The 26,008-nt window shown below is 45.5% G+C and carries 20 protein-coding genes; 16 read left to right on the forward strand and 4 right to left on the reverse strand.

The annotated features are described in order from the left end of the window. Window positions 1-132: 132 nt before the first annotated feature. From panB to M2134_RS13835, 4 genes are read left to right on the forward strand one after another with little or no spacing between them, the layout of a single operon-like run. Entirely contained in the window at window positions 133-957 is an 825-nt protein-coding gene (panB, locus tag M2134_RS13820; RefSeq protein ID WP_280752003.1) for a 3-methyl-2-oxobutanoate hydroxymethyltransferase, read from the forward strand. Between the two features lie 35 nt (window positions 958-992). Beyond that, window positions 993-3,845 carry a M16 family metallopeptidase gene (locus tag M2134_RS13825; protein ID WP_280752036.1) on the forward strand — a complete coding sequence of 951 codons (2,853 nt, stop codon included), beginning with the start codon at window positions 993-995 and terminating at the stop codon, window positions 3,843-3,845. Next, window positions 3,845-4,297: a DUF4268 domain-containing protein gene (locus M2134_RS13830; RefSeq protein WP_280752002.1), complete on the forward strand. Its 453-nt coding sequence runs from the start codon at window positions 3,845-3,847 to the stop codon at window positions 4,295-4,297. The genes M2134_RS13825 and M2134_RS13830 overlap by 1 nt, the downstream gene beginning before the upstream one ends. A 60-nt stretch (window positions 4,298-4,357) precedes the next feature. Further along, a complete protein-coding gene (locus tag M2134_RS13835) occupies window positions 4,358-6,886 on the forward strand; it encodes a M1 family aminopeptidase (protein ID WP_280752001.1) in 2,529 nt (842 codons plus the stop codon). A 322-nt stretch (window positions 6,887-7,208) separates the two neighbouring features. Here M2134_RS13835 and M2134_RS13840 read toward each other — a convergent pair whose 3' ends face one another. Further along, on the reverse strand, window positions 7,209-8,396 hold the full coding sequence (locus M2134_RS13840) for a DUF4861 domain-containing protein (RefSeq protein ID WP_280752000.1): 1,188 nt from the start codon (window positions 8,394-8,396) through the stop codon (window positions 7,209-7,211). A 166-nt stretch (window positions 8,397-8,562) separates the two neighbouring features. Between M2134_RS13840 and M2134_RS13845 the strand changes: the two genes are divergently transcribed. Next, the gene (locus tag M2134_RS13845; RefSeq protein WP_280751999.1) at window positions 8,563-9,600 is read left to right on the forward strand and encodes a DUF6383 domain-containing protein; all 1,038 of its coding nucleotides are present in this window, start codon (window positions 8,563-8,565) and stop codon (window positions 9,598-9,600) included. A 95-nt stretch (window positions 9,601-9,695) separates the two neighbouring features. Here the strand turns inward: M2134_RS13845 and M2134_RS13850 are convergent, their stop codons facing one another. Further along, window positions 9,696-12,002 carry a TonB-dependent receptor gene (locus M2134_RS13850; RefSeq protein WP_280751998.1) on the reverse strand — a complete coding sequence of 769 codons (2,307 nt, stop codon included), beginning with the start codon at window positions 12,000-12,002 and terminating at the stop codon, window positions 9,696-9,698. A 625-nt stretch (window positions 12,003-12,627) separates the two neighbouring features. Between M2134_RS13850 and M2134_RS13855 the strand changes: the two genes are divergently transcribed. The 11 genes from M2134_RS13855 to glmM all read left to right on the forward strand — a co-directional run bounded on the left by M2134_RS13855 (window position 12,628) and on the right by glmM (window position 22,834). Continuing rightward, on the forward strand, window positions 12,628-13,506 hold the full coding sequence (locus tag M2134_RS13855) for a DUF3078 domain-containing protein (protein ID WP_280751997.1): 879 nt from the start codon (window positions 12,628-12,630) through the stop codon (window positions 13,504-13,506). A 143-nt stretch (window positions 13,507-13,649) separates the two neighbouring features. Continuing rightward, window positions 13,650-14,159, forward strand: a complete 510-nt coding sequence (locus tag M2134_RS13860; protein WP_280751996.1) for a TlpA disulfide reductase family protein — start codon at window positions 13,650-13,652, stop codon at window positions 14,157-14,159. 88 nt (window positions 14,160-14,247) lie between these two features. Continuing rightward, a complete protein-coding gene (locus M2134_RS13865; protein ID WP_280751995.1) occupies window positions 14,248-15,942 on the forward strand; it encodes a 5'-nucleotidase C-terminal domain-containing protein in 1,695 nt (564 codons plus the stop codon). Window positions 15,943-15,954: 12 nt separating this feature from the next. Further along, entirely contained in the window at window positions 15,955-16,620 is a 666-nt protein-coding gene (gene lipB / locus M2134_RS13870; RefSeq protein WP_280751994.1) for a lipoyl(octanoyl) transferase LipB, read from the forward strand. A gap of 205 nt (window positions 16,621-16,825) precedes the next feature. Then, window positions 16,826-17,419 (forward strand): sigma-70 family RNA polymerase sigma factor, encoded by a 594-nt coding sequence (locus M2134_RS13875; RefSeq protein ID WP_280751993.1) that lies wholly within the window; start codon window positions 16,826-16,828, stop codon window positions 17,417-17,419. Window positions 17,420-17,503: 84 nt separating this feature from the next. Continuing rightward, window positions 17,504-17,680, forward strand: coding sequence for a hypothetical protein (locus tag M2134_RS13880; protein ID WP_280751992.1), 177 nt, complete (start codon window positions 17,504-17,506; stop codon window positions 17,678-17,680). Window positions 17,681-17,751: 71 nt separating this feature from the next. Then, window positions 17,752-18,402, forward strand: coding sequence for a ribulose-phosphate 3-epimerase (rpe, locus tag M2134_RS13885; RefSeq protein ID WP_280751991.1), 651 nt, complete (start codon window positions 17,752-17,754; stop codon window positions 18,400-18,402). A gap of 111 nt (window positions 18,403-18,513) precedes the next feature. Further along, the gene (locus M2134_RS13890; protein WP_280758210.1) at window positions 18,514-19,686 is read left to right on the forward strand and encodes a ComEC/Rec2 family competence protein; all 1,173 of its coding nucleotides are present in this window, start codon (window positions 18,514-18,516) and stop codon (window positions 19,684-19,686) included. 46 nt (window positions 19,687-19,732) lie between these two features. Further along, complete coding sequence (locus tag M2134_RS13895; RefSeq protein ID WP_280751989.1) at window positions 19,733-20,782, forward strand: bifunctional oligoribonuclease/PAP phosphatase NrnA; 1,050 nt, start codon at window positions 19,733-19,735, stop codon at window positions 20,780-20,782. Window positions 20,783-20,854: 72 nt separating this feature from the next. Then, window positions 20,855-21,436 carry a DUF4827 family protein gene (locus M2134_RS13900; RefSeq protein WP_280751988.1) on the forward strand — a complete coding sequence of 194 codons (582 nt, stop codon included), beginning with the start codon at window positions 20,855-20,857 and terminating at the stop codon, window positions 21,434-21,436. Window positions 21,437-21,445: 9 nt separating this feature from the next. Beyond that, window positions 21,446-22,834 carry a phosphoglucosamine mutase gene (glmM, locus tag M2134_RS13905; RefSeq protein ID WP_280751987.1) on the forward strand — a complete coding sequence of 463 codons (1,389 nt, stop codon included), beginning with the start codon at window positions 21,446-21,448 and terminating at the stop codon, window positions 22,832-22,834. Between the two features lie 86 nt (window positions 22,835-22,920). Here the strand turns inward: glmM and M2134_RS13910 are convergent, their stop codons facing one another. After that, window positions 22,921-25,206 carry a cation:proton antiporter gene (locus M2134_RS13910; RefSeq protein WP_280751986.1) on the reverse strand — a complete coding sequence of 762 codons (2,286 nt, stop codon included), beginning with the start codon at window positions 25,204-25,206 and terminating at the stop codon, window positions 22,921-22,923. A 38-nt stretch (window positions 25,207-25,244) separates the two neighbouring features. Beyond that, on the reverse strand, window positions 25,245-26,006 hold the full coding sequence (locus tag M2134_RS13915; protein WP_280751985.1) for a LytTR family DNA-binding domain-containing protein: 762 nt from the start codon (window positions 26,004-26,006) through the stop codon (window positions 25,245-25,247). Between the last annotated feature and the right edge of the window lie 2 nt (window positions 26,007-26,008).

The following is a 26,008-nucleotide window of genomic DNA, read 5'->3' on the forward strand; positions in this document are numbered from 1 at the left end:
CGTAAGGAAATGCAAACGTGTTAGGCAGGCTGTTTTTCGTGACAGTCTGCCTAATCTTTTTTTATGGAAACGGTTTCTGATTGATTATTTCTTTACCTTTGCCCGCTGTAGCTATAACTTAAATAATAGATTATGTCAGTTGCAAAAAGAGATTCAGAAAACAGAAAGGTGACAACACATCGCCTATTCGAGATGAAACAGCGGGGAGAAAAAATTTCCATGCTGACAGCTTATGATTACTCCATGGCTCGTATTATTGACGAGGCAGGGATGGATGTTATTTTAGTGGGCGACTCCGCCTCAAACGTAATGGTTGGCAATGTGACCACATTACCGATTACGTTGGATCAGATGATTTACCACGGTAAGTCGGTAGTCAACGCTACTAAAAGAGCGTTGGTTATTGTTGATATGCCGTTTGGTACCTGTTCGGGCAATCCGTTGAAATCACTGGACGCTGCTATTCGAATCATGCAGGAGACAGGAGCCGATGCTCTGAAGATTGAGGGTGGAAAAGAAATCGTAGAAGATGTAAAAAAGATAATAGACGCGGGTATTCCGGTGATGTCGCATTTAGGATTAATGCCGCAATCGATCAATAAGTATGGTACCTACACGGTGCGTGCGAAAGAAGATCAAGAGGCTGAAAAATTGATAGCAGATGCCCATATGATGGAAGAGATAGGATGCTTCGGTCTTACCTTGGAGAAAATACCGGCTGCGCTGGCAACCCGTATCGCATCCGAACTGAGTATCCCGGTGATTGGCATCGGAGCCGGAGGGGGTGTCGATGGGCAGGTGTTGGTGATGCACGATATGCTGGGACTGACCAAAGGCTTCTCACCACGATTCCTGCGCCGTTATGCCAACCTGGAAGAGGTGATCACCGGTGCCGTACAAAACTATATCGAAGATATAAAACGGCAGGATTTCCCGAACGAAAAAGAACAATATTAAAATATGGAATGAAGAAAACATATTTTACTCTTATGATGTTGACCAGTACGCTGTTATTAAACGCGCAAACACCCGAATCTTTGCAAGTAAAAGAATACACCTTACAGAATGGGCTTACCGTTTGGTTGAATGAAGACCATAGCCAGCCCAAGGTGTTTGGTGCCGTATTGGTAAAAGCAGGGGCAAAAGACTCTCCTGATACAGGGATTCCGCACTATTTCGAACATATCATGTTCAAAGGAACGGAAAAGATCGGCACATTGAATTATGCCGAAGAGAAGCTCTTATTGGATTCCATCGAAGTAAAATATGAAACGTTAGCCCGGACGACAGATCCGGCGGAGAGAGCGCAGATACAGCAGGAGATTAATGCCTTAAGCGTAAAAGCCGCTGAGTATGTGGTGCCGAATGAGTTCGACCGGTTGATCACGCGTTATGGCGGATCCGGATTGAATGCCGGCACTTCGTATGACTATACGGTCTACTTCAATACCTTTTCTCCGCAATACTTTGCTCAATGGGCAGAGATCAATAGCGAACGGTTGCTGTCGCCGGTTTTCCGTCTTTTCCAGAGTGAACTGGAAACGGTTTATGAAGAGAAGAATATGTATAGCGATATGATGGGCAGCCAGGCGATCGAGCGGTTGACGGAACGTTATTTCCGCCCGCATCCCTATGCCTATCCAATATTGGGAAATACCGAAAACCTGAAGAATCCAAGCCTGAAGGAGATGCGGAAGTTCTTCGAAACCTATTATGTAGCGTCTAATATGGGACTCATTCTCTCCGGCGATTTCGATGCGGAAGAGGTGATGCCGATCCTTGAGAAAACCTTTTCACGTATTCGCCCGGGCAATATCCCCCAAAAGGAGCCGGTTGAATTGCCCGATTTCAACGGAAAGGAATCGGTCGAGATAAAATTTCCCGTTCCGGTCGTAAAAGCGGTGGGACTGGGATTTCGTGGCGTTCCGGCGAATCATAGCGATCAGGTGGCGCTGAATATAGCCGTAGGCCTGTTGAACAACTCCAATGGCACAGGTTTTCTGGACAAACTCATGGTCGACGGCCAGGTTTTATCAACCATGGCGTTGAATGAAAGCATGAATGAAGCAGGGATACTGGGTGTCATTGTTATCCCGAAACTACTTTTCCAAAGCAATAAAAAAGCGGAGAAGCTGGTGTGGGAGGCTATCGATAAGATTAAAAACGGCGACTTTAGTGAGGAAACATTCCAAAGCCTCAAATTGGAACAGAAGCGAGAGTATATTTCCAGCCTGGAAGATATCAATTCGCGCGCACAGATGATGATGCGCATCTATTCACAGGGCAAGAGCTGGCACGACTATATGGAAAGCCTGACGGCCATCGACCAACTGACACGGGAAGATATCAGTGCGATTGCTCGTAAGTATTTCTCCGAAAACCATCTGCATGTCACGAAGAAGACAGGGAAATACCCGAAAGAGTATCTGCCGAAGCCTAAGTTTGCACCGGTTACTCCGCCGCACAGGGACTCTTCTTCCGTGTATGCCCGGGAATTGGAGAAGCTTCCGGTGAAAGAGATACAACCGCGCTTTATTGATTTTGAGAACGATGTAGAGCAAATCAAACTGCAGGAGCAGGCAACCCTGTTTGCCACTGCCAATCCGGTTAATAACATCTTCACCTTGAACCTTTCGTATGGTGTAGGTACGCTCGAACGTCCGGTATTGCCCTATCTGGCGAGTTACCTGAATTACATCGGAACAGAACAGAAAACATTCAATGAGTTTCGCGAACGCTTGCAGGTATTGGGTAGTACCCTCTCGTATGAAGCAACCGACCATGACTTTATCGTGAAGGTAACAGGCTTCGACGATCATTTTAAAGAGACCGTAACCATGGTTTCCGAATTCCTTACGTCACCTAAAGCGGATGAAAAGAAAATCAAGCAGGTGATCGATGAAGCGAAAATAATGGAGAAGGGCTTTGTGAAATCGAATGAGAACCTGGCCAAAGCCTTGCTTGAGAAGGTGAAATACGGGGAGCACTCACGCTATCTGAAGAAGTTGCCTCTTTCCGAAGTGAAGAAACTGAAAGGAGCGGATTTGTTGAAAGAGTTTGCCTCCGTACAGCAAGTAGCTTGTCATTTCCATTACACCGGTACACTTGCGGCAACCGAGGTGGCCGATGTATTGAAAGCAACCATGCCCCTTACCATGCAAACCGCGAGCCAATCGCCCATATACCGCGAGTCGTTGGCATACGATAAACCAACAGTCTTCTTCCTGAATATGCCGGATCTCTCGCAATCCATTATCTATGGATATACCAAAGGGGATCAGATAACCGATATGCACTTGCGCCACGCATCCAGACTTTTTGCCGGTTATTTCGGTGGCGATATGTCTTCTATCATGTTTCAGGAGATCCGCGAGTTTCGTTCGTTTGCCTATCGTGTATCGGCCTCTTATGTTGTTCCTCCGTTTAAACAGGCCGGACAGCCTGGTGAGTTCCTTACCTTGTTATCTACACAGGGCGATAAGACCCTGGATGCCCTGACTGTATTGGATGAATTGATCAAAAATATGCCGGAGAGACCGGAGCGATTGGATGCCTTCAAGCAGACATTGAACAACTATATCAGCAACGATTATCCCTCTTTCCGACGCATATCCTCCAAACTGGCCTCTTACCTGCGTGAAGGATACAAAGAGGATCCGAACAAAGCCTACCTGGCCGATATTCAGCAGATGCAAATGGATGATATCATCCGTTTCTATGAATTGAATGTAAAGGATAACCCAATGGTTTATATGATTGTGGGGAACTCCAAGCATATTGATATGAAGCGCTTGGCACAGTTTGGTACCATTGTAGAACTGAAGAAGAAAGATATCTATCGCTGATGTATAGCCGCGACGAACTGAAGCAGTTGAAAGTAGAGTTCTGGGAGGGTTTTGCCGCCTATTGTGAGGTGCAGCCCTATCTGCGTGGGCGAAAGAAGATGTGGCGACTCTACGATACAAAGGTGAAAGGGGTGGAGATGAAGTTTGATGCCAACCGCCGGGGTGCCTATGTTATTCTTGAAGTGAATCACGCTACGGAAGACAGCCGGCTTGAGATGTTTGAAAAGCTGACCTGGTATAAAGAGGCATTGGAGAAGGGCATGGAAGAATTGATCTGGGATATCTGTTTTGTGCGCGAATCAGGTGAACAGGTTGCCCGGATTTATACCGCTCACGAAGGAATAGACATACATCGGCGTACGCATTGGGGAGATTTCTATCGCTTTATGGCAACGCAGATGTATCAATTAGAGAAAAACTTTCTGGCAATAGCCGACTATCTCAGAGACTGAAAAGAGAGAGTCCCGGCTTCCCGGAAAGACAACATAGTTTAATTCGTAAATCTAATCGGTATGATAAAGACAAAGAGCTTTTTAGGCCTGTTATTGATGTGTGTATTGATCTCTTGCCAACCATCTGAAAAAGAGGATAAATACGGTCATTTATTAAACCAAGGCGTTAGCGCAGAACTGGCAGAGTTTAGAAAAGAGAACTACCGGGAAATAGCCTATTCCCTACACTTTGATATTCCCGATTCACTCGAACAACAACTCCAGGGCAATGCAAATATTTCGCTTACTGTAGCCAACAACCAACCGCTTATTCTTGATTTCTTTACAAAAGAAGAGTGGATAAAAGAAGTTGTTTTGAATGGCGAGTCGATTGATTACCGGTTAAAAAACGGACATATATTTATCTATCCGCCGGAAGGCCGGGAAGTGTCCAAGCATACGTTATGTGTCCGCTTTGCCGTCAACAGCCACTCCCTAAACCGTGAGAATGAGTTTCTGTACACCTTACTTGTCCCCAATAAAGCCCACACGCTGTTCCCCTGCTTCGATCAACCGGATCTAAAAGCAAATTATACCCTTTCCCTGCATCTGCCCAACGGATGGGAAGCCGTTAGCAACAGCCCGGTAGAGTCTGAAAAAGACGGAGTGATCCGTTTCCGGGAGACAGAACCGCTTAGCACCTATCTCTTTGCCTTTGTTGCCGGAAAGTTCGATACCGAAAAGCAGGAACGCAACGGTCGTGAAATAACCCTTTACCATCGGGAAACCGATCCCAAGAAGGTCGCCCAATGTCCTGACATTGCTAAAGAGGTCTTTGATGCTCTGGAGTGGATGGAAGAATACACTACGATCCCTTACCCATTTGCCAAATATGACCTGATTATTCTTCCCGGCTTTCAATTTTCAGGTATGGAACACACTGGGGCTACTTTATACGCAGATCGCCGTATGTTCCTAAACGAGCAACCTACATTAAACGAACGGCTTAGCCGGAGTTCCCTGATCGCTCATGAGACGGCACATATGTGGTTTGGCGATTATGTCACCATGAAATGGTTTGATGACGTATGGACCAAAGAGGTCTTTGCCAATTACTTTGCGGCACGCATGGTTGAGCCATTGTATCCGACTGTCAACCACGACCTGAACTTCCTACGCAGCTATTACCCGGCCGCCTATTCGGAAGACCGAACCGCCGGTACCACCTCTATCAAGCAGGAGCTCGATAACCTAACAAACGCAAGCCTTATCTACGGACAGATCATCTACAACAAATCGCCGATAGTCATGGAAAAGCTGCTCGGCAGGCTGGGGGAGGAGTCTTTCCGTAAAGGCATTCAGGAGTATCTTCATACCTATGCCTATGACAACGCTACCTGGGAGGAATTGGTAGCTATTTTTGATAAATACACGGAGGAAGACCTGGAAGAATGGAGTCATGTGTGGATACATGAAAAAGGTATGCCGGAGATCGAGGCACATATCGAAAACAAACAGTTGGTTGTTACTCAATCCGATCCCCTGAATCGGGGACTCATCTGGCCACAGGAAATAAGCTATACCCTGGTGGATGGGAACAGCCGGAAAACCATCCCCATTGTCTTTCAAATAGATTCACCCTCCATACGCATCGATCTTCCAGAGGCAAACAACCCCATTATCCTGCCTAATAGCGACGGAAAGGGATATGGCTATTTCCCACTCAGCGAAGCCGATGCCCGTCATGTCATGGTGGAGTTAAAGAGAAGCCGGGATGATGTCTTCAGTGGTTCTCTGTTGATCATCCTGTATGAAAATGTGATCCGAAAAAACATAGATCCTCAATGGTATGTGCAAGAGATATTGAGTTATATCTCCCAAAAGAACAACCCTTTACTAAATGCCATGGCACTAAGTAATATGGCTCGTTGTGTACAGCTATTCTCCATCGATACCCCTCCGGTCGAAAAGGCTTTGTGGCAGATGGTACATACGCATCCCGACCGCTCATTCCGCCTGCAGGCATTCCGTACCTATGCCTCCCTGGCCGATAGCAACGCGGCCATCGACCGCCTCTATACGGTATGGAAAAACAAAGAGCAACCGGGTGCTTGCCTGTTAAGCGAGAATGATTATACCGACCTTTCTTATAAGATGATGATGTATAAGCCCGACCTCTTGTCGGATATTTATCAGGAACAAACTAATCGGATTACTAATCCTGACCGCCGGGAACAATATGCCTTTGTTTCGTCGTTTATAAAGCCCAATGATAATGATCGCCTCGCTCATTCTGTTGTATTGTCGTTGACCGTAGGGAAATATAGTGAACCTTGGATCATCAGTGCGTTGAACTATCTCCATCATCCTAAATTTCAAAGAAAAGAGGGAGTTGCTGTGGCTGACTTTGTGGGTATGGGATTAGTGAAATTAGACGATATACAAAGAGAAGGCGATATTTTCCTGCCCACCAATTGGGCACGTGCGATATTATCCAATTATACTTCGGAAGAGGCTCGCCAAGGCGTTGAACAAGTCTTGAGCGAAAAAGAGTTCCATCCCCTGTTAAAGAACAAAATCCTGCAACAGGCAGATCATTTGTATAGATAAAAAAGGGGAAAGGAGAAAGGAGAAAGGAGAAAGGGGCGTCTTCAGATATAGTAAGATGTGAAGGTGTACGGTCGCAGATGCCGCATAGCGGCAGTCTGTAAACAGCCCCGTGCGGAAGCGCGGGGAAAAGGATAAATAAAAAAAGCGCCGCGTAGCGGTGCTATGTAACAGTCGTCAAAACAGACACATAGCACCGCTACGCGGCGCTGTTGATTGTGCGATTCATTACCCCGCGCTTCCGCACGGGGCTGTATACAGATCGCCGCTATGCGGCGTTTGGGCACCCTTAAAAATCATCCAATCTTGGAAAATTAAAAGGTGTTTATTGTACGGAAACAGTCAATGGGTTATTCACCTTTTCGGTGAATTCACGCATATAGGTAAACCAGGCTTCGGGTGATTCAAAGCCATAATTGCTCCATCCACCACCAAAATAGTAGGTATAGGCACTGCCCGGCTTGTAATCGCTGATAGCTAAAACGTGTCCATGGGCAAGAGTCGCCTCTTTCAGCGGTTGCGTGCGGGGCACAACAGCACCTACATAGATTTGTCCGTTTACCGGGTCGATAGGATCTGCATAGGCTATATATCCTTTTTCGGCATTGGCTTCGTACACTTCACTCGGTGCATGCACGACAATACCAGAGGCCAATGGGGTAGTTTCTGTCAGGTTGTCGAAACGAATGACCGCTTTGTTGAGCTGCGAACCCGCGTCGAGCGAAATGATGCGGTTCTCAATCACATTTTCGTTTTCGCCTACCGTTAATGGGTTGTAGGTCAAAGAGACTGTGAAGCGCAAAGGACCATTATCCAATAGTTTATACTCTTTGTACGCATAGGGCATGATGAGTCCGTCGGCATTCATCAATGCTGAGGCACCGGCGCCTAAAGTCGGTCCTACCGAATAATAATCGAGTCCATCACCATGGTCCACATGATAAGAAACCGATTGGTAAAGTTCCTGCGCGGCTTTCGGGTCTGTCTTCCGCAATTCGGCAATTTTAGTCAGTGTCTCCGGATTCAGCTCTTTCGCGTAGCGAGCTTCTACCACCGGGTGGGAAACCTTCTTCGTCCAGATGTCATAACCAAAAGCACGCTCGCCTGTTGCTTGAAGTGCCGGTCCGTAGGCACGAAAAGCCACCCGGTCGTTTTCCCAGGCGATGTCGTCTACGCGTTCCGGATAATGCTTACCGGTTGCCAGGGTTGCTACGGCTTGGGGTGTTCCCTCTTTAATGGTATAAACACTTTTGCCGTCAGCCTTTGCACAGGCCTGGAAGATCAATTTGTTGTCATGGGTGATCTGGTAGGGTGTTTCAAGACCACTCTCGCTCACGATGATAAAGCCATTGGCATATTTCGTTTGAATCGTGGCTGTTTGGTCGGCAGGGATCTCTACCATCTCCTGGTGTCTCTCCAAAGCAAGGGGGTTAGAAACTGTGATCTGCAGATCTTTTTTCTCGTTACAAGCAATGAACATGGTCATTGCAAGGAGCAAAATCATTTTTTTCATGTGTGAATGTTGTTTTAAAGGTAATATTCTTGGGGACAAAGATAATGAAAGTCGAACGCAGCGCCAAACCAAGAATTAACCGATAAACTAAAAGAAAAGGGTGGGGGATATGAAAGAATTGTCTAATTTTGCTATTCAGACAAATCCTAATATAAGATAGATGATTATGGACAAGAGATTATTTTATGTGGTTATGGCCTGCTCTCTTCTGATGGGCTCTTCGGTGTATGCTCAATTTGATCCTTCCGCCACGCGGGCAGGGACCACCTCTGAGTGGGTGGTGGAGTTTTTCCGGGTAAACAATCCGAACTCGTTTCTGTATGAAGATGCCAATAGTAACTATTCAAAAGAGAAAGGCATGAATTACCTGGGCGTGGAAGGTAAAGGCGATGATAACAATAACGCCATGCTTATTAAATATACACGGGGAAAGATCATGCCGCAGTATCTGGTGATGTTGGGGAAATCAATCGAATATGAAACAGAGATGTTATGCCCTCTCTGTCATGATCCGGCTTGTATCCATTCCAAAGAAGAGGTGAGTTATACCTCTGCCCGTTTCTTAGTCAGCCTGAAAGACTCGGTAGCTCATTACCAGGACAATAAAGCGATGTTGGAGAAGTTCGTTTGGAACGGTTATCCGCGCCTGGCTTTTGTCGAGGGCAAACTCTATGGCGATTCGGTACTGGTGATACAAAACTCCTCCTTGTCGGCGGAAGCCAACCGGATCAATGTGGTTGATGTCGACGAGCAGGGGGAGGGCAAACATACGCCTGTGTTGTTCTCTTTCCGATTGCTCACAAACGAAAATGAGGATGGTGAATTTATGATTGAGTCGTATGCCGATCGGTTGGGTGCTCATCAAGCGGAGTGGATCAAGATACAGAACGGGGTTCCTGTAGTTGTAGAAACCACCTTTGGCGCGAACCGGTTGAGCGAAGGCGAAGTGTTTGATTTGGCCTATTCACAACATGACCCTGTTGCCAATTTGGAGGTGCCTGAGGTGAATGTGAAAGTGATCTCCGGGTATGGCTCGGTGACCATCAAAGGAGCAGCCGGCAAACGGGCAACGTTGGTGAATACGGCAGGACAGCTGATTATAAGCCGTCGCCTCTCGTCCGATGAAACCGTTATCACGGCACCGGCAGGTGTTGTGATTGTGTCGATCGACGATCAGATCTCTACGAAGGTATTAGTGAAATAAGAACGCATAGACAGATCTTTATATAAAAAAAGAATCTTCGGCTTAAGGATAAGTCGAAGATTCTTTTTTTATAGAGGCTATTAGCTGTTTGTTTTTTAATAGGTCAATTTACATCCCAAGAAGAAACTTCTCGGAAGCGATGGACCGTAGATATACCCGGCATCGCGATCGGGACCTTTGTCGTGGTCGCTTTGGAAAGCGTTGAATAGATTCTGTACTCCGCCGTTCAGTTGGAAGGTGGTTGTCTTGAATAGGGGGATATCATATGTCAGCTTAACGTTCATATCAAAGAAATCGGGTGTTGTCTCTTCGCGATCTTCGGCAATGGCTCCTTTGAAGTGTTGCACCAGCATGCTGCCCGTATAGGTTCCCGTCAATGAGATGCCCAGGTTCTTTACCGGCGTAAGGGTCGAGGTGAAGTAACCATACAGATCGGGAGAACGAAACATTTTCTTCTGTGGCACGACGTTTTCGTTTTCGCTCCACGATTCCGGCTCTTTATAACGGCTTTGCTGAATGGTGGCTCCAGCCTGGATTTGCAACCAGGAATAGGCCATTTTGGCTTCCAGGTTAATACCCATGACGCGGGCACCGGAACCGTTCTGCCGTTCCAAGAGGAGATTGCCCTGGGTGTCGTGGCCGTTCTCTTTCAGGATAAACACATTGCGCAGGTCGGTGTAGAATCCTTCCACTAAGAAGTTGGTCTGCACCATGCCGAAACGGCGATAGAAATCGACCGAAGCACTTAGGCTTTGTGAGTTTTCTTCTTTCAGATCGTCAGCCAGGCTAATCAATGCTACGTCGCCTCCAACGGCTGTGATATGCAGGTCTTCGTCGAATGCCTGAGGTGCGCGGAAGCCGCTTGAATACGACAGGCGCAGGTTGATATCTGCTGTCGGATTAAAACGCAGATTAGCCCGTGGGCTGAAGATGGCATGGTTGATCAGGTTATGTTTATCCAGACGGCCACCAATTAAGATACTCCAGCGGGCATTCTTCCATTCGTTCTGTACAAACGCACTTTCGATATGTGTTGTCTGCTCGATCGTGCGGTTGTATCCCAACATACGATCTTGTAGGTCATCGTAATGATATTCCAACCCTCCGGTGAACTGTGCCGGCATAAAAAACAAATGATCCATATCCAGTGAGTACTGTGCGCCTCCGACAAAGGTCAGGTCGGTCGTGTTGCCATAGGCCTTGTCGTTGTATCCGGCACCATAGTAGCTATTGCGTTTGGTGTGTTGTGCCGAGGTGTATAGGTTGAGTCTATGCTTGTAGTCTTTCGAGAAAAGGTCGAATTTCAAGCCTCCTCCGTTGATATCGTGGTCGGTCTGTTCCGTGATATCTGTTTCGTGGGGTTGCAGATCGAGCTTGTTTCCGCCCCGGCGAAATTCGGCAATGTTATGGTATTCGAATGTTAGTTTTGAATAGGTACTTGTTTTTAGGTAAGAACGGAATCCCAAGGTGCGGGCATTCAGCATACCCAGCTCGGTGAAGCCATCGCCGTCGTGGTCGTAAGCCGAACGATACCGCTTTTGTCCGAACACATAGATGCCTGCCTTATGGTCGTCGGTGACCAGCGAGACGTTGAAGGTGGTGTTGTTATCCGGTCGTTCACCATCGATCATGGTGAGAGAATGAGCCACCTGTGCCGAATTGCGCAGAGGCTCTTTGGTGATAATATTGATTGTGCCGGCGATGGCCGATGAACCAAATAGGGCGGAGCCACCTCCACGCATCACCTCCACGCGTTCGATCATATTTGCCGGAATCTGTTCCAATCCGTACACCCCGGTCAACGCACTGAAGATAGGGCGGCTATCGACTAAGATCTGTGTATAAGGTCCTTCCAATCCATTGATACGCACCTGTTGAAAACCACAATTCTGGCAGTTGTTTTCGACACGAATACCCGGCTGAAAATTCAGTCCGTCTGCCAGTGTGGTGGAATGGGTGGTCTCAAAGGTTTTCGAATCGAGCACATTGACCAGCGAAGGAGCCAGGCGCCGGGTTGTTTCGTTGCGATTGGCCGATACGACCACTCCATCCAGTGAGATGGCGTCCTCTGCAGCTTCAAAATTCACCTCTAAGGTATTGCCTTTTTTTAGTACCACCTCGATCGTCTGTGTGATGTATCCCAACGACTTCATGGATAGTTTGAATTTTCCCTCCGGAAGATTTTTTAGGTAGTAATGTCCGGTGGCGTCGGTCATCGTGCCGATGGTGGTGCCTTCGATGAATATATTAATAAAGGAGAGGTGTTCGCCTGTTTTTTTGTCGACTACGTGTCCGATAATATTGGCATCCGACGGGTTTAATACTACTTCATCATCGTTGGCGAAAAGCGTGAATGAGGGTATGAATAACAATAATAGCAATAGGGATATAATCTTTTTCATCGTTTAATATAATTCATGTAAATAATTAGGGTACGCATCAAAGAAAGAGTCCTTTGATACATACTTTTTTTAAGAAACGACCTGCGAACAGGTATTATGTATGAAATGTAGTTAAACGATAGGGGGAGCCCTAAGCGAAAGACCTTTCAGACAGGAACTGCTGAAAGAAGAGGATTCTTTGTGAAGAAATACAAAGAGTATAGATTGTTTTACCTTTTCGATTTGTAAAGAATGAACAGCACCGTCTCCTGCTGTAATGGAGGATAGTGTGTGCAGAAAGAGTGTTTCGGCTAACGAATTGTGGGAGTGCGCTGTTTTAAATGGGTGGGAGTGGGCAATGGGTGTGCCGTTTTCCATGTGAACGTGTACGTTGTACGAGGTGCTTCCGTAGTAAACCAGGAATAGAACCAATAGCAGCCATTTACACCAAGTATATCGTTTTTGTTTCACCCGATAAAATCTATATTTTTAATCGATCGCAAAAGTACAATAAACTATTCATATAGCAATGGCTTAGCCCCGGAACAAACAGGGATACAACCGATCGAACGCTGAACAAAAGATTATTTTAGTTGTTTTATTAACAGATAAAACATAGATGTATAATTTAAAGAAAAAAAGAAAGATGAAACGTTTAGTATGGGTGTTGGTGGTAGTTTTTTCTGTTACAACCGTTTATGCGCAAGATGATCAGGGTTATAAGGATGGCGAATGGGTATTGTCGGGCGTGACGGGTGTGAATCTGTCGCAGACGGCAATGACCAATTGGTCGGCCGGGGGAGAGAATTCCGTTGCCGGGAATGCTTATTTGAATGGCTCGTTGTTGCGTAAGAGCGGGAACTGGCTTTGGCAAAATGCGTTAGTGTTGGATTATGGCTTGTCGCAGAATAAATCGGACGGAACGCGGAAAACCAATGATAATATCAATTTCACGACTCAATTGGGTTATTCAACCAATAACAAATGGTTCTATACGCTGATGGGTGACTTCAAGACTCAATTTGCGCGTGGTTATAAATACCCTGATCGCGAGAATTATATTTCAACCTTTATGGCTCCGGCCTATGCCAATCTCTCTTTGGGGATGGAGTTTCGTCCGAAAGCGAATTATTCGATCTATCTCTCTCCGGTTTCCGGGAAAATGACTTTTGTCAGCGATAAGACCCTGTCGGATTCGGGAGCGTTTGGCGTGGATCCGGGGAAGCGTTTCAAGGCGGAGTTTGGGGCTTATCTGAAAGCGCGTGCCGAACAAGCGGTGATGGAGAATGTGAATCTGGTGACTACGCTCGATTTTTTCACACCCTATAGTGATCAGTTGGGTAATATCGATGTCAACTGGGATGTTTTGATTAGTATGAAGGTCAATAAATTCCTTTCGGCTACACTAAACACTACCCTGAAATATGACAACGATGTAAAGACCGTCGATGGCGAAGGCAATCGCAAAGGAGCGAAAGTGCAATTTAAGGAGGTCTTAGGGGTTGGGATTGCTTATCATTTTTGAGAAGGCAGTGCGCAACTTTTTCATCCCTTGATTGTATTGATTTGTAAGAAAAACGAATTGATACAGTCAATTTTATCTCCTGAAATGAAAAGAATTTGTTCGATTACCTCTATCTTTGTGGGAAACAAAAAACCTCTGTAGATATGAAGATCCATTTGTTGACGCTTTCTTTGGTCATGACCATTTTTATGGCGAGAGCACAAAATGCCGAACAGGACATTGTGATGGTGGGTGATGTTATGCCATCTTTTACGATAAAGCTCGATGATGGGAAAGAGATCAAATCTGCTGCTTATGCGGGTAAAGTTATTCTAATCAATTTTTTTGCCACCTGGTGTCCTCCTTGCCAGAAAGAATTGGCAGAAGTGCAAGAAAGCTTATGGCCTAAATATCAAAACAATAAAGATTTTGTTCTTTTGACGATCGGACGTGAGCATTCGGAGGCAGACCTGCTTACCTACAATGAAAAGAAAGGATTTACCTTTCCATTGTATCCGGATAAGGACCGGGCGATTTATGGTGCATTTGCAAAAAGTCTGATTCCCCGTACCTATTTGGTCGACAAAAAAGGAAAAGTAGTGATGGGTATAATTGGATTTAACCAGGAAGAATATCAGAAACTGTTAGCTAAAATTGAGGAATTGCTAAAATAAAAAGGGAGAGTCATCTCCCTTATTTTGTTTATTTATGAAATATAACAGGAACATACAACGATTGTTCTTTTATATTCTATGCTGTTTTATGCCCAGTGTTTTACCGGCACAAACAGAAACGATAGAATTAAAGTTCATAGAGACCAGCGATATACATGGGCATTATTTCCCATTTGATTACATAGAACAACAAGAGTCTAAGGGCGGATTGTCGCGTATCTATACTTATGTGAAGCAACAACGTGAACTGTTTGCTGAAAATCTCCTTCTGTTTGATAATGGCGATATCCTTGACGGTCAGCCCTCTTCTTATTATTATAATTATATAGATACGGTTTCGGCGCATTTGTGTGCTGAGATGATGAATGAGATGCGTTATGATGCCGCCACTTTCGGGAATCATGATATTGAAACAGGCGAAGATGTCTTAAACCGGTGGATACGACAGTGTAACTTTCCATTAGTTTGTGCGAATCTCTTAGGTCGCTCGGATAGAAGCGTCTATACGCAGCCTTATGCCGTTTTTGAACGGGAGGGAGTCCGTATTGTTGTCTTGGGATTGACCACGGCGGCTACTCCGCTTTGGCTATGTAAGAGTCTTTGGGAAAATTTATGTTTCTATGATATAGAAAAGGCGGCTCAACACTGGATGCAGGTTATTCGTGAAAAGGAAAGCCCTGATATTGTAATAGGTCTTTTCCATTCGGGGAAGGAGACGCGTATCCTGTCTGATCGTTATAAGGACGACTTCTCCATGCAAATAGCCCGGCAGGTGCCCGGGTTCGACATTGTGATGATGGGGCATGATCATATACCCTATTGTGAAAAAATTGTCAATGTGGCAGGCGATAGCGTCTTGCTGGTTAACCCTGGATATGGTGGGATGCAAGTGGCAGATGTTACCGTAAGGGTTCATCGAACCGATGGACTGATTACCGGTAAAAAACTGCATGGAGAGTTGGTCGATATGGAATATGTCGTGCCGGATAGCTCTTTTCTGGAAAAGTTTAACTACGCACACCAGGTTACCAGGCAGTTTGTCTCTGAGAAAATAGGGGTCTTTACGGAGACGATAACAACACGTCCTGCCTATTTTGGCTCTTCCGCCTTTGTGGATTTTATTCATGAATTACAATTGGAGATAAGCGGGGCTGATATTTCATTTGCCTCTCCTTTATCTTTTGATACGCAAATCGAAAGAGGGAATGTCCGTATTGGAGATATGTTCAAACTTTATAGGTATAAGAATCTCATCTATACTATGGAGCTGACAGGCCAAGAAATTAAGAATTACCTGGAAGAGTCTTACGGCATATGGACACAACAAATGACATCTCCCGATGATCACATGTTGCTATTGAAAAACAGTAAGTGTGGCGGAAAAGAAATGTTTGCCAATATGTATTATTCTTTCGATTCGGCAGCCGGTATTGTCTATACGGTGGATGTGACGAAGAAAAAAGGAGAGAAGGTCCATATATTATGCATGAGCGACGGAAGGCCGTTTTATGAAGAAAAGTTTTATAATGTAGCCTTGACCTCTTATCGGGGGAATGGTGGTGGAGATCTTCTGACAAAGGGTGCCGGTCTTTCAATCGATGAGCTGGATAGTCGCTTGAAGGCGATCACGAAGCATGATTTTCGCTATTACCTGATTGAGTATATAAAATTACATAAAGTCATACATCCCCACGAATTAAATCATTGGAAGTTCATACCGGAGGAATGGGTCACCATAGCTACGGGAAGAGATTATCAGTATTTATTTGGTGAAGAGGAGTAACCCCCATCTGTTATGGCACATTATATTTATTCGGATTTAGGACGTATCGATTACGCGGACGCATTGGAACGTCAGACAGCCACGTTCGATCAGCTGTTGGATGCAAAGAAAAGAGGCGAGCCGGGTGAACCGGTGCTCTATTTTTGTGAACATAATCCTGTGTTTACCTTAGGGAAAAGCGGAAAGAAAGAGAACTTGTTGATTCCGGAAGGGGTATTGAAAGAACGGGGCGCTTCGCTCTATTATATCAACCGGGGAGGAGATATCACCTACCACGGTCCCGGACAGATTACCGGATACCCGGTGTTTGACCTGGAGAGATGGCCTATCGGACTGAGGGAGTATATCCACCGCCTAGAACAGGTGATCATCGATTTCCTGGCCTTGTATGGTTTGAAAGGGGAGCGGCTGGAGAATGCGACCGGGGTTTGGATCGATCCGGAGGTGAAAGGAAGAGCACGTAAGATCTGCGCTATCGGTGTGAAGAGCAGCCGTTTTGTGACCATGCATGGCTTTGCGCTGAATATAAATACCGACTTATCCTATTTTTCCCTAATAAACCCTTGCGGATTTATCGATAAAGGAGTGACTTCCTTAGAGCAAGAACTGGGCGAAAAACAGGACTTTGAAAAGGCTAAAGAGGAGTTGCAGAAGTGTTTCTCTATCTATTTCCCGTAATTAAAACAGAGGAGTTTGTACTGAAAACCATCCGTTTTGTTGTGAAAACCCGGGTAAAAGGGACAAATAGACCACTTTCAGGAAGAAATAATTTGTTCGGATGAAATAGTTTTCTTTAATTTGTGTTCGAAATAATCTATGTTTAACTAATAAAACGAATTGCCTATAGCTTATACATTACTCTATAAATCAAATTATATAAGTAATGAATACATTGAAATCAATGACCGACGAGCAGTTGGTTGTTTTGTATGCTAAAGGTGAAAACGCAGCTTTTGACGTATTACTCAATCGTTATAAGAAAAGCATCCACTCCTATATTTATTACATCGTACACAACAGAGACCTGACGGAAGATATCTTTCAGGAAACTTTCGTGAAGGTAATCATGACCATCAAGCAGGGACGTTATACGGAAAACGGCAAGTTTAAAGCCTGGATCACCCGTATTGCGCACAACCTGATTATTGACCATTTCCGCCAGGAACGCAGTGAAAATACCCTTTCCAATGATGACGTAGAGGTAGACTTGTTCAACAATATCAAATTATGCGACCGCACGATAGAGGACAAGATGGTACGTTCACAGGTGCTTTCGGATGTAAAGAAATTGATTCGTTTCTTGCCGGAGAGCCAGCGTGAAGTGTTGGAGATGCGCTATTACCAGGATTTAAGCTTCAAAGAAATTGCAGATCTGACCGGTGTCAGCATTAATACAGCGTTAGGACGCATGCGCTACGCCATCTTGAATATGCGTCGCATGGCGGAAGAGAACCGAATGGAACTCTCTTGGGCATAATAACTTAAGAAATTATGATTTTCATACAATAAAGTTGAGGCGTTGTCGTTTTATAGGTAAACAACAATAAAAAAAGGTTTGCCTATGAAGAGAATATCTACTCAGCGTATGTTTGAAAATAGTAACATAAGAAAAAGCAGCCGTAAAAAGGCAACAGGCACTCCGCGTCAGCAGACGTTGGATTTTTTAGCTCAATTTGCACGGGTTTACAGAGTTGAACCTGCCTTACGACAGGATCTCTGTTCGTTCGTTTTGAACTAAGAAGCTGCAAAAAGAGGATACCCCCGGGGGATATCCTTTTTTTGTATATATTTGCAAAAAACTTTAATGAAATGAAACATTTGGTAGCTCCGTCTCTGCTTGCCGCAGATTTCCTTCGTTTACGGGAGGAGATAGAAATGATTAATAAAAGTGAGGCCGACTGGCTTCATATGGATATTATGGACGGGGTGTTTGTTCCCAATATCTCGTTTGGTTTCCCTATTCTTCAGGCGGTGAAAGAGGTTTGCACCAAACCGGTCGATGTGCATCTGATGATCGTTGAGCCCCATAAGTATGTCAAGGAGGTAGCTGCCTCGGGTGCCTATATGATGAATGTGCATTATGAAGCCTGCACGCATCTTCACCGAACAATTGGAGCTATCAAAGAGGCTGGTATGAAAGCGGGGGTTACCTTGAATCCGCATACGCCCGTGCACCTATTGGATGATATCTTGCAGGACTTGGATATGGTTCTGTTGATGTCTGTCGATCCCGGATTCGGTGGACAAGCCTTTATTGAGCGTTCTTTAGAAAAGACAGCCACCTTGAAATCGATGATTCGGGAGAGAGGATTAGAGACGCTGATCGAGGTAGATGGCGGCGTTACGCTGACGACCGGAAAGCAGCTTGTTGAGGCGGGTGCCGATGTGTTGGTTGCCGGTAGTTTTGTATTTAAAGCAACGGATCCGATCCAATCTATTAAAGAGCTGAAAGACTTATAATAACGGGACGATCAGGCCCGGGAAACTTGACACTTAACTATGATTGCAGAGATACAAAAGCGGCCTTTTGTACGATTACTGCTTTTCTGGACAATAGGCATTCTATTTGCGATGAATCTTCGCTCTGATCTCCTTGTGGGCGGATTGTTATTGATTCCCTTTGCTTTGTTTATTTCTGCTATATTTTTTTCCCTGTTTGACAAACCTCTCCTTTCCTATGCCCACCGCTGGATGTGGGGATGTGTGATCGCCTTTTTAGTCATGGCTTTGGCCGCTTTATATACCGTTTCCCGTGACGATACACCTCCTTTACACGCTTCCCCGGTGAAAGAAAAAGCGATCCTGTTTCGCCAGAGTCTTGTTGAATCGATCGATGAACTCTCGTTGTCGGATGAAGAAAAATCTTTTCTGGCAACGATTCTTTTAGGCTATCGGGAATCGTTACAGCGGGAGACACGCGAGAAATTTGCCGCAACGGGCATCTCTCATATTCTTGCCGTAAGCGGTTTTCATGTGGCCATTGTCTGTGGTTTTATTAGTACCATTTTTGCTTGGCTGCCGAGATCAAAGATAGGTGTATGGCTGCGTTATCTGTTAACCATGACGCTGTTGTGGGGATTTGTCGTGACTACGGGTATGGCTCCCTCCGCCATACGCGCCGGTACTATGCTTTCGTTCTATCTGACGGGACGTGTTCTCCGGCGCGAGTCCGATTCGTATAATACATTGGCCGCCGCCGCTTTTTGTATGCTAGTGTATAATCCTCATTATCTTTTCGATATTGGTTTTCAATTGAGCTATACAGCGGTCTTCTTTATTTTGTATCTGCGTCCCTTTTTCGACCAAATCGGCCCATTACGCAATCCAATTATCAGGACGTTATGGCAATGGCTCGCCGTTTGCCTCTCGGCACAGATCGGAACGATGTTTCTTTCGCTCTATTATTTCAAACGCTTTTCGCTGGTGTTTGTTCTGGCTAACCTGCCCGTTATGTTGTTTTCTACCCTGTTGATACCCATGGGATTGTTATGGCTGCTTTTTCCTGGTTTTATCCCATTGCAAATTGGCGTAGAGAAACTAACTCATTGGACGATAGCGTTTGTCTATCTCTTGTATGAATTGCCGGGTGCTTCCCTTATGATTTCTTTTGATATATACTCTTTGATCACAGGCTATGCGGCTCTTATAGCCGGCTTAGTCTATCTCTTCAAACGACGCCCCTGGCAATTGATTTTGTGTCTCTCGCTTTTTGCAATCCTCTTAATCGAGCGGCTTGTCATATAGGAAACAAAAAAAGATGTACATTTGCTCTCTAAATAAATTTTGCATTATGATTACCAAAATTCTACCTGAAGAGAAAGTTCAAAAAGCCCATAAATACATTGAGAAAGGAAACAGCTTTGTGATTGTTTCCCATGTCTCGCCGGATGGTGATTCGCTGGGATCCTCGCTTGCGTTGTATCATTTCCTGTTGAATTACGGAAAAGACAATGTTTCGGTTATTGTTCCCAATGCGTTTCCCTCGTTCTATAACTGGATGCCCGGTCGGAAAGAGATTGTTATTTATGAGAAATATACTGAATTTGCCGATCAGTTGATTCGAGATGCGGACGTGATATTCTGCCTCGACTTCAACGAGCCCAAGCGCATGGATAAGATGGCGCCGGCGGTATTGGCGTCAGAGGCCCGCAAGGTGATGATCGATCATCATCTGAATCCGGCTGATTTCTGCCGCGTGGAGATCTCGCATCCGGAGATGTCGTCGACCAGTGAGATGATCTTTCGTTTTATCACTCGGATGGCTTATGTGGAATTGATCGATAAGAAAATTGCCGAATGCATATATACCGGCATGATGACCGATACCGGTTCGTTTACCTACAACTCCAACCACCCGGAGGTCTATGTGATCGTTGGTGAACTCATCAAAAAAGGTATCGATAAAGATAAGATCTACCGGAATGTGAACCACGTCTATTCCGAGTGCCGCCTTCGCCTGATGGGCTATGTGTTGTATGAAAAGATGAAGGTCTATCCCGAACAGCATGCTGCACTTATCACCCTGACTGAAGAGGAACTGTCGCGTTTCGATTATCAGGTAGGCGATACGGAAGGTTTTGTGAATCTTCCTTTGAGCATGGATGGCGTGCATTTCACGGTGTTCCTGCGTGAAGACAAGGAATATATCAAAGTGTCTCTTCGCTCGGTAGGCAGCTTTCCTGCCAATCAGTTTGCCAGCGAATATTTCAATGGAGGTGGTCACCTGAATGCTTCCGGAGGGGAATTTTATGGCAGTTTGCAAGAAGCCATCGCTGTTTTTGAAAAAGGATTAAAGGAATTTAAACCTAATAATTCGGAAGAAATGGCTAATCGTGACTGAGATGTGATAGATAATAATTACATTTGCAGTCAATTACTTCTAATTAGTTATACTTAAAAGAATAGGGTACAGATGAAAAAAGGTTTTAATATCTTGTTGATGATGTGTGCAGTACTGTTTGTATTGTCGTGTAGTAACCAGAAATCATTCACGGATATGTTGAATGCGGAGAAGAAAGCTGTTAAACATCTACTGGAAGATAGTGGTTTCGTGGTATTGAAAGATTACCCGAAGGATGGCAAGTTCAAAGCGAATGAGTTCTACAAGCGTGAAGATGAAATTTATATCCAGGTAGTTGATTCGGGCAATGGTGAACGGGCGGAAGCGCGGCAAACTATTTTGGCTCGTTTTAGTGCCAATCGTTTTACCCTGGATTCCACTGAATATCTGACACGTATATCCAACTATCGGGTAGGGGGGACATACCCGGTTGAGTTCTTTTATGGTTATACCACCGTAAACGCCCAAAAAGCTCCCACCTCTTACCAGTCAGCGCTTGAATCGTTTATGAGCGAAGGCTTGGCTGTCGGTTTGGAGTATGTTGGAAACGGGGGTGTCGTGAAGATGATTGTTCCGTTTAAGAAAGGTTCAGAATATGATATGAACCAAGGAAATCCGGTCTTTTTTGAAATAATAGAATACAAATTCGATTAAACAAACCTTATGACGCTGATTAAATCTATTTCCGGTATCAGGGGTACTATCGGCGGAACCTCCGATGACGGCCTGAACCCCTTAGCTATTGTTAAATTTGTGGCGGCTTATGCCACTTTTATCCGAAAGCAAACCAACGTAACAACCAACAAAATCGTCGTAGGACGGGATGCCCGCATCTCCGGTCCTATGGTGAAACAGATCGTACTGGGGACCTTGACCGGTATGGGCTTCGATGTGGTCGATATCGACCTGGCAACGACGCCTACCACCGAACTGGCTGTTGTTTGGGAGAATGCCTGCGGCGGGATCATCCTGACCGCCAGTCATAACCCGAAACAATGGAATGCCCTGAAACTATTAAACGAGAAGGGTGAGTTTCTTAACGCGGCGGAAGGTGCTGAAATATTGGCGATTGCCGAAAAAGAAGAGTTCATCTTTGCCGATGTCGATCACCTGGGCACGGTCATAACAAACAGCACTTACAAGGATAAACACATCCAGAGCATTCTGGATATGGAGCTGGTCGATGTAGAAGCCATCAAAGCGGCTAATTTCCGCGTGGCTATCGATGCGGTGAACTCGGTAGGAGGGCTGATCTTACCTGATCTTCTACACGCGTTAGGTGTGGGAGAGATCTTCAAACTCCACTGCGCGCCTCATGGCAATTTTGCGCATAACCCGGAACCGCTTCCTGAAAACCTGACGGAGATCTCCCGGTTGATGACGCAATCCAAAGCGCATGTCGGTTTTGTGGTCGACCCGGATGTGGATCGTTTGGCTATTGTTTGCGAGAATGGCGATATGTTTGGCGAGGAATACACCCTAGTGGCTGTGGCCGATTATGTATTAAGCCATACGCCTGGTAATACGGTGAGCAACCTGAGTTCCAGCCGCGCATTGCGCGATGTAACGAAACAGCATGGCGGTGAGTATACCGCAGCGGCCGTAGGAGAGGTGAATGTAGTTGCCAAGATGAAAGAGACGCATGCAGTGATAGGCGGAGAAGGCAATGGTGGCATTATTTATCCGGCAAGCCATTACGGTCGTGATGCCTTGGTGGGTATCGCCCTATTCCTGACTCACCTGGCCAAGAAAGGCATGAAAACAAGCGAACTGCGAGCCACTTATCCTCCCTATTTCATCTCGAAACAGAAGGTAGAACTGACACCCGACATCGATGTGGATGCCATTCTACTCCGAATAAAAGAGAAATTCGCGCAGTATGATATTACCGATATCGACGGTGTGAAGATCGATCTGCCCGACAAATGGGCGCATTTGCGCAAAAGCAATACGGAACCGATCATCCGTATCTATTCCGAAGCCCCTACGATGGCGGAAGCGGAAGCCTTTGGCGGAGAAATTATTCAGATCATCCGTGAACTGAGCAAGTAAGTCATTCCGGTATCTTAATTATAACAACAATCCCGCAGGACAAACGTCTTGCGGGATTGTTGTTTTATAGCCTATTAAAACTTGATTTACTTCTGGTTTAAGATTAGTGTAGACGGCATGGTTTGTAATGCCTCCTTCCGGTTTTCCGAAATAAGGTTCCATGTTTCATAACTAACCAGCATAAAATTGTAGTTATCCAATAGATCCTCCGTAATATCTTTTTCGGAAAGGAGTTTCGTATTGTTCTTTTCAGACACAAAGGATTGGATCTTTTGATCGATCAATTCGCGACCGGGCGTAGCAGCCGTCGTTCGGTCGAGAACCACCGCCTGCCCATGCGTCGACTTCAACAGGGTTAGGGCATAGTCGAAGAGAAACAAGTCTTCGAGCCTGTCGATAATAACGATCACTTCTGTTGCCTTTACGAAATTACGATTGACGAATACCCCCACCGGACAATAGGCTCCTTCGATGAAATATTTCGTTTTGTCTTTCAGTAAAGCGCCCGGAAAGAACCATGACTCCGCCTTCAGACGCCGGAGATAACGCCCTTGTTTTTCCCGGTATTCCGTAGCAGCTATATCATCGGGCAGGTCGCTCCAGGTGATACCGGCACCGACCAACAGAAAGTCATAACCCTCCTGGTTGACAATATTACAAATATCCTGACTGGCATTGTTGGAGATCTCATAGCGCGTTTCAATCTGCATATTCAATTTCTTAGCCCCATACAGGATAGGCCCAAAGCTCACCTCTTCGAAATTATCGGTATGCAACGGATTTACATCGGGACCAATCGTCAGGTGGAGCGCCGTTACATCGAGTTTGTTTTCTCCTTTTGAAAACATCTGATGGGCGACATCAAGCATCACCTGCCCGTTGCTGGCTCGTCCGAAGGATATCAACACCCGGAAAATACCCGCCAGGTGTTCCAGTCGTTTTTGTTCCACAAACTTATCGTGCGTGCGGAAGCAAAACTTAATAAACGAGATCAAAGGCGTTGTCATAAAGGTAGTTACCAGTGTCATCAATACCAGCATCACAAAGATGGTCGGGGAGAGGATGCCCATATCCAGCCCAATGGTCAGGATAATCAATTCCATCAAACCGCGCGTATTCATCAAAGCACCGATATACAGGCTGTTTTTCCAACTTTCACCCACCACACGCGCAGAGATCGTTGCGCCACCGAATTTGCCCACGATCGCTACCAGAATAAACACAAGACACATGCCCCACAAGGCCGGTGTATTCAGAAGTCCTATCTGAGTGCGCAGGCCGGAAGAAGCAAAGAAGAGAGGAAGGAACAAGGAAAGCGAAACATCTTCGACCTTCTCTGTCATGATCTTACGGAATTTGATATTGCTCGGCATGATCACCCCGGCCATAAAGGCGCCAAACAGGGCATGCAATCCGAGTATCTCCGTTAGGTAAGAAGAGGCCAACAGGATAAGAAACATAAAAGCAACCAGCCCTTTGTCGATTACCTCTTTGTTGTGGTAGATCTGTCCGATCATGCGCAGGAAAGGACGTACCACGAAAAACATCACTGCCATGTAGACCCCGGAGAAGAAGATATTATAGACCGCACTCAGCATGCTTCCGGCTTGCGCGATAGAGATCACGACAGCCAACAGACACCAGGCGGTGATATCGCCATTGGCGGCACTGGCCAGCGAGATGGTTCCCAGATGTGTTTTGGTAAGCCCCCTTTCCTGAATGATACGCGCCAGTACAGGAAAGGCCGTAATGCTCATAGCAATACCGATAAACAAAGCGAAAGAGAGGAAAGGTGTGCCCGGATCGGCGTATTTATCGTACACAAAATAGGCGGTCAGCATACCCAGGAAGAAAGGAACCACCGTGCTGGTGTGGCTTATCAATATTGTCTCTTTGAGCTTTTTGCGCACCTCATCCAGGTCTAACTCCATACCAATGGCATACATAAACAGGATGAGTCCAAACTGGCTGAGTAGCGTGATATTGGCAAGCGACTCTTCGGGGAACAGAAATCCGTTTATCTCCGGAAACCAATGCCCCAGGATAGAAGGCCCTAAGATAATACCCGCCAGGATTTCCCCGATAACCGTGGGCTGTCCGATCTTTTTGAATAGCCAGCCAAACAGGCGACAGGTAAGAAGAATAACGATGATTTGCAGTAGGAGGAGTCCGAAATCGGATTGTATATGTTCGAGAATAATATGGCGGAAAACGGCAAAGCCATCCGTAAGTGTAGTCGGCGTGTTTTCATTAAAAATCATCAGATCGTCCATCTGCTGGCTTTCCCCTTTGACTGCAATAAAATACATCAGGGATCCAAAGACAATGATCATCACCAGATAAAATGTTAAGCCCTTTGTTCCTTTACTCATATACCCACGTCACTTTTCGCAAATATATAAAAAAATCACTATTTTTCTCTAAAATAATGCAAAAACTCTTCTTTGTAAGTGGGTGAAATTTCTATTTCGGTATTGTCTTCCAGTACGACATAGCCGCCTGAGTTCTTATGATAGGAACGTATACTGTGCAGGTTTATGATATGCGATTTGTGCACACGGACGAATGGAAAAGGCAGTATTTCACTGAAATACTTCAGGAAACGACAAACCATTTTCTTTTTCTTATCGCGCAGGTAGATATCCGTGAAGTTTCCGTTTCCTTGCAGGCGAATGATATCTTCTATTCTGACCACTTCGAATCCCTCCAGCGTGGGAAGGATAATCTGACGCTTTTCAGGCAATGACTCCCGCATATTATCCACCAATATCTGGTTGCGGTTGAATATCTCTTCTTTTATGATCTGCTGGTGCACTTTGTTGACTGCCAGGATAAGCTCCTCTATATTGATCGGTTTCAATAAATAATAGGCAGCGCTTTGGTTTAACGCCTGTAGGGAGTAGGTGGAAAATGCGGTGACGAAAATGGTTTCGAAATAGAGATCCCGGCAACCGTCTAATACATCAAAAGCGTTCCCATAAGGCATTTCGACATCCAGAAACACCAGTTGGGGCTTTTCTTCATGCAAGAGTGTGATGGCAGAGCGGCAACAAGTGGCTTCGCCAACAAGCTCGACCATGGGGCAATACTTTGCCAGGTAGTTCTTTAATGCGGTGCGTGCAGCCTCTTCATCTTCTACGATCACGCTGCGTATTTTGGGTAGACTCATCATCG

The organism is Parabacteroides sp. PM6-13, from assembly GCF_029892605.1.
Classification (GTDB): Bacteria; Bacteroidota; Bacteroidia; order Bacteroidales; family Tannerellaceae; genus QVMG01.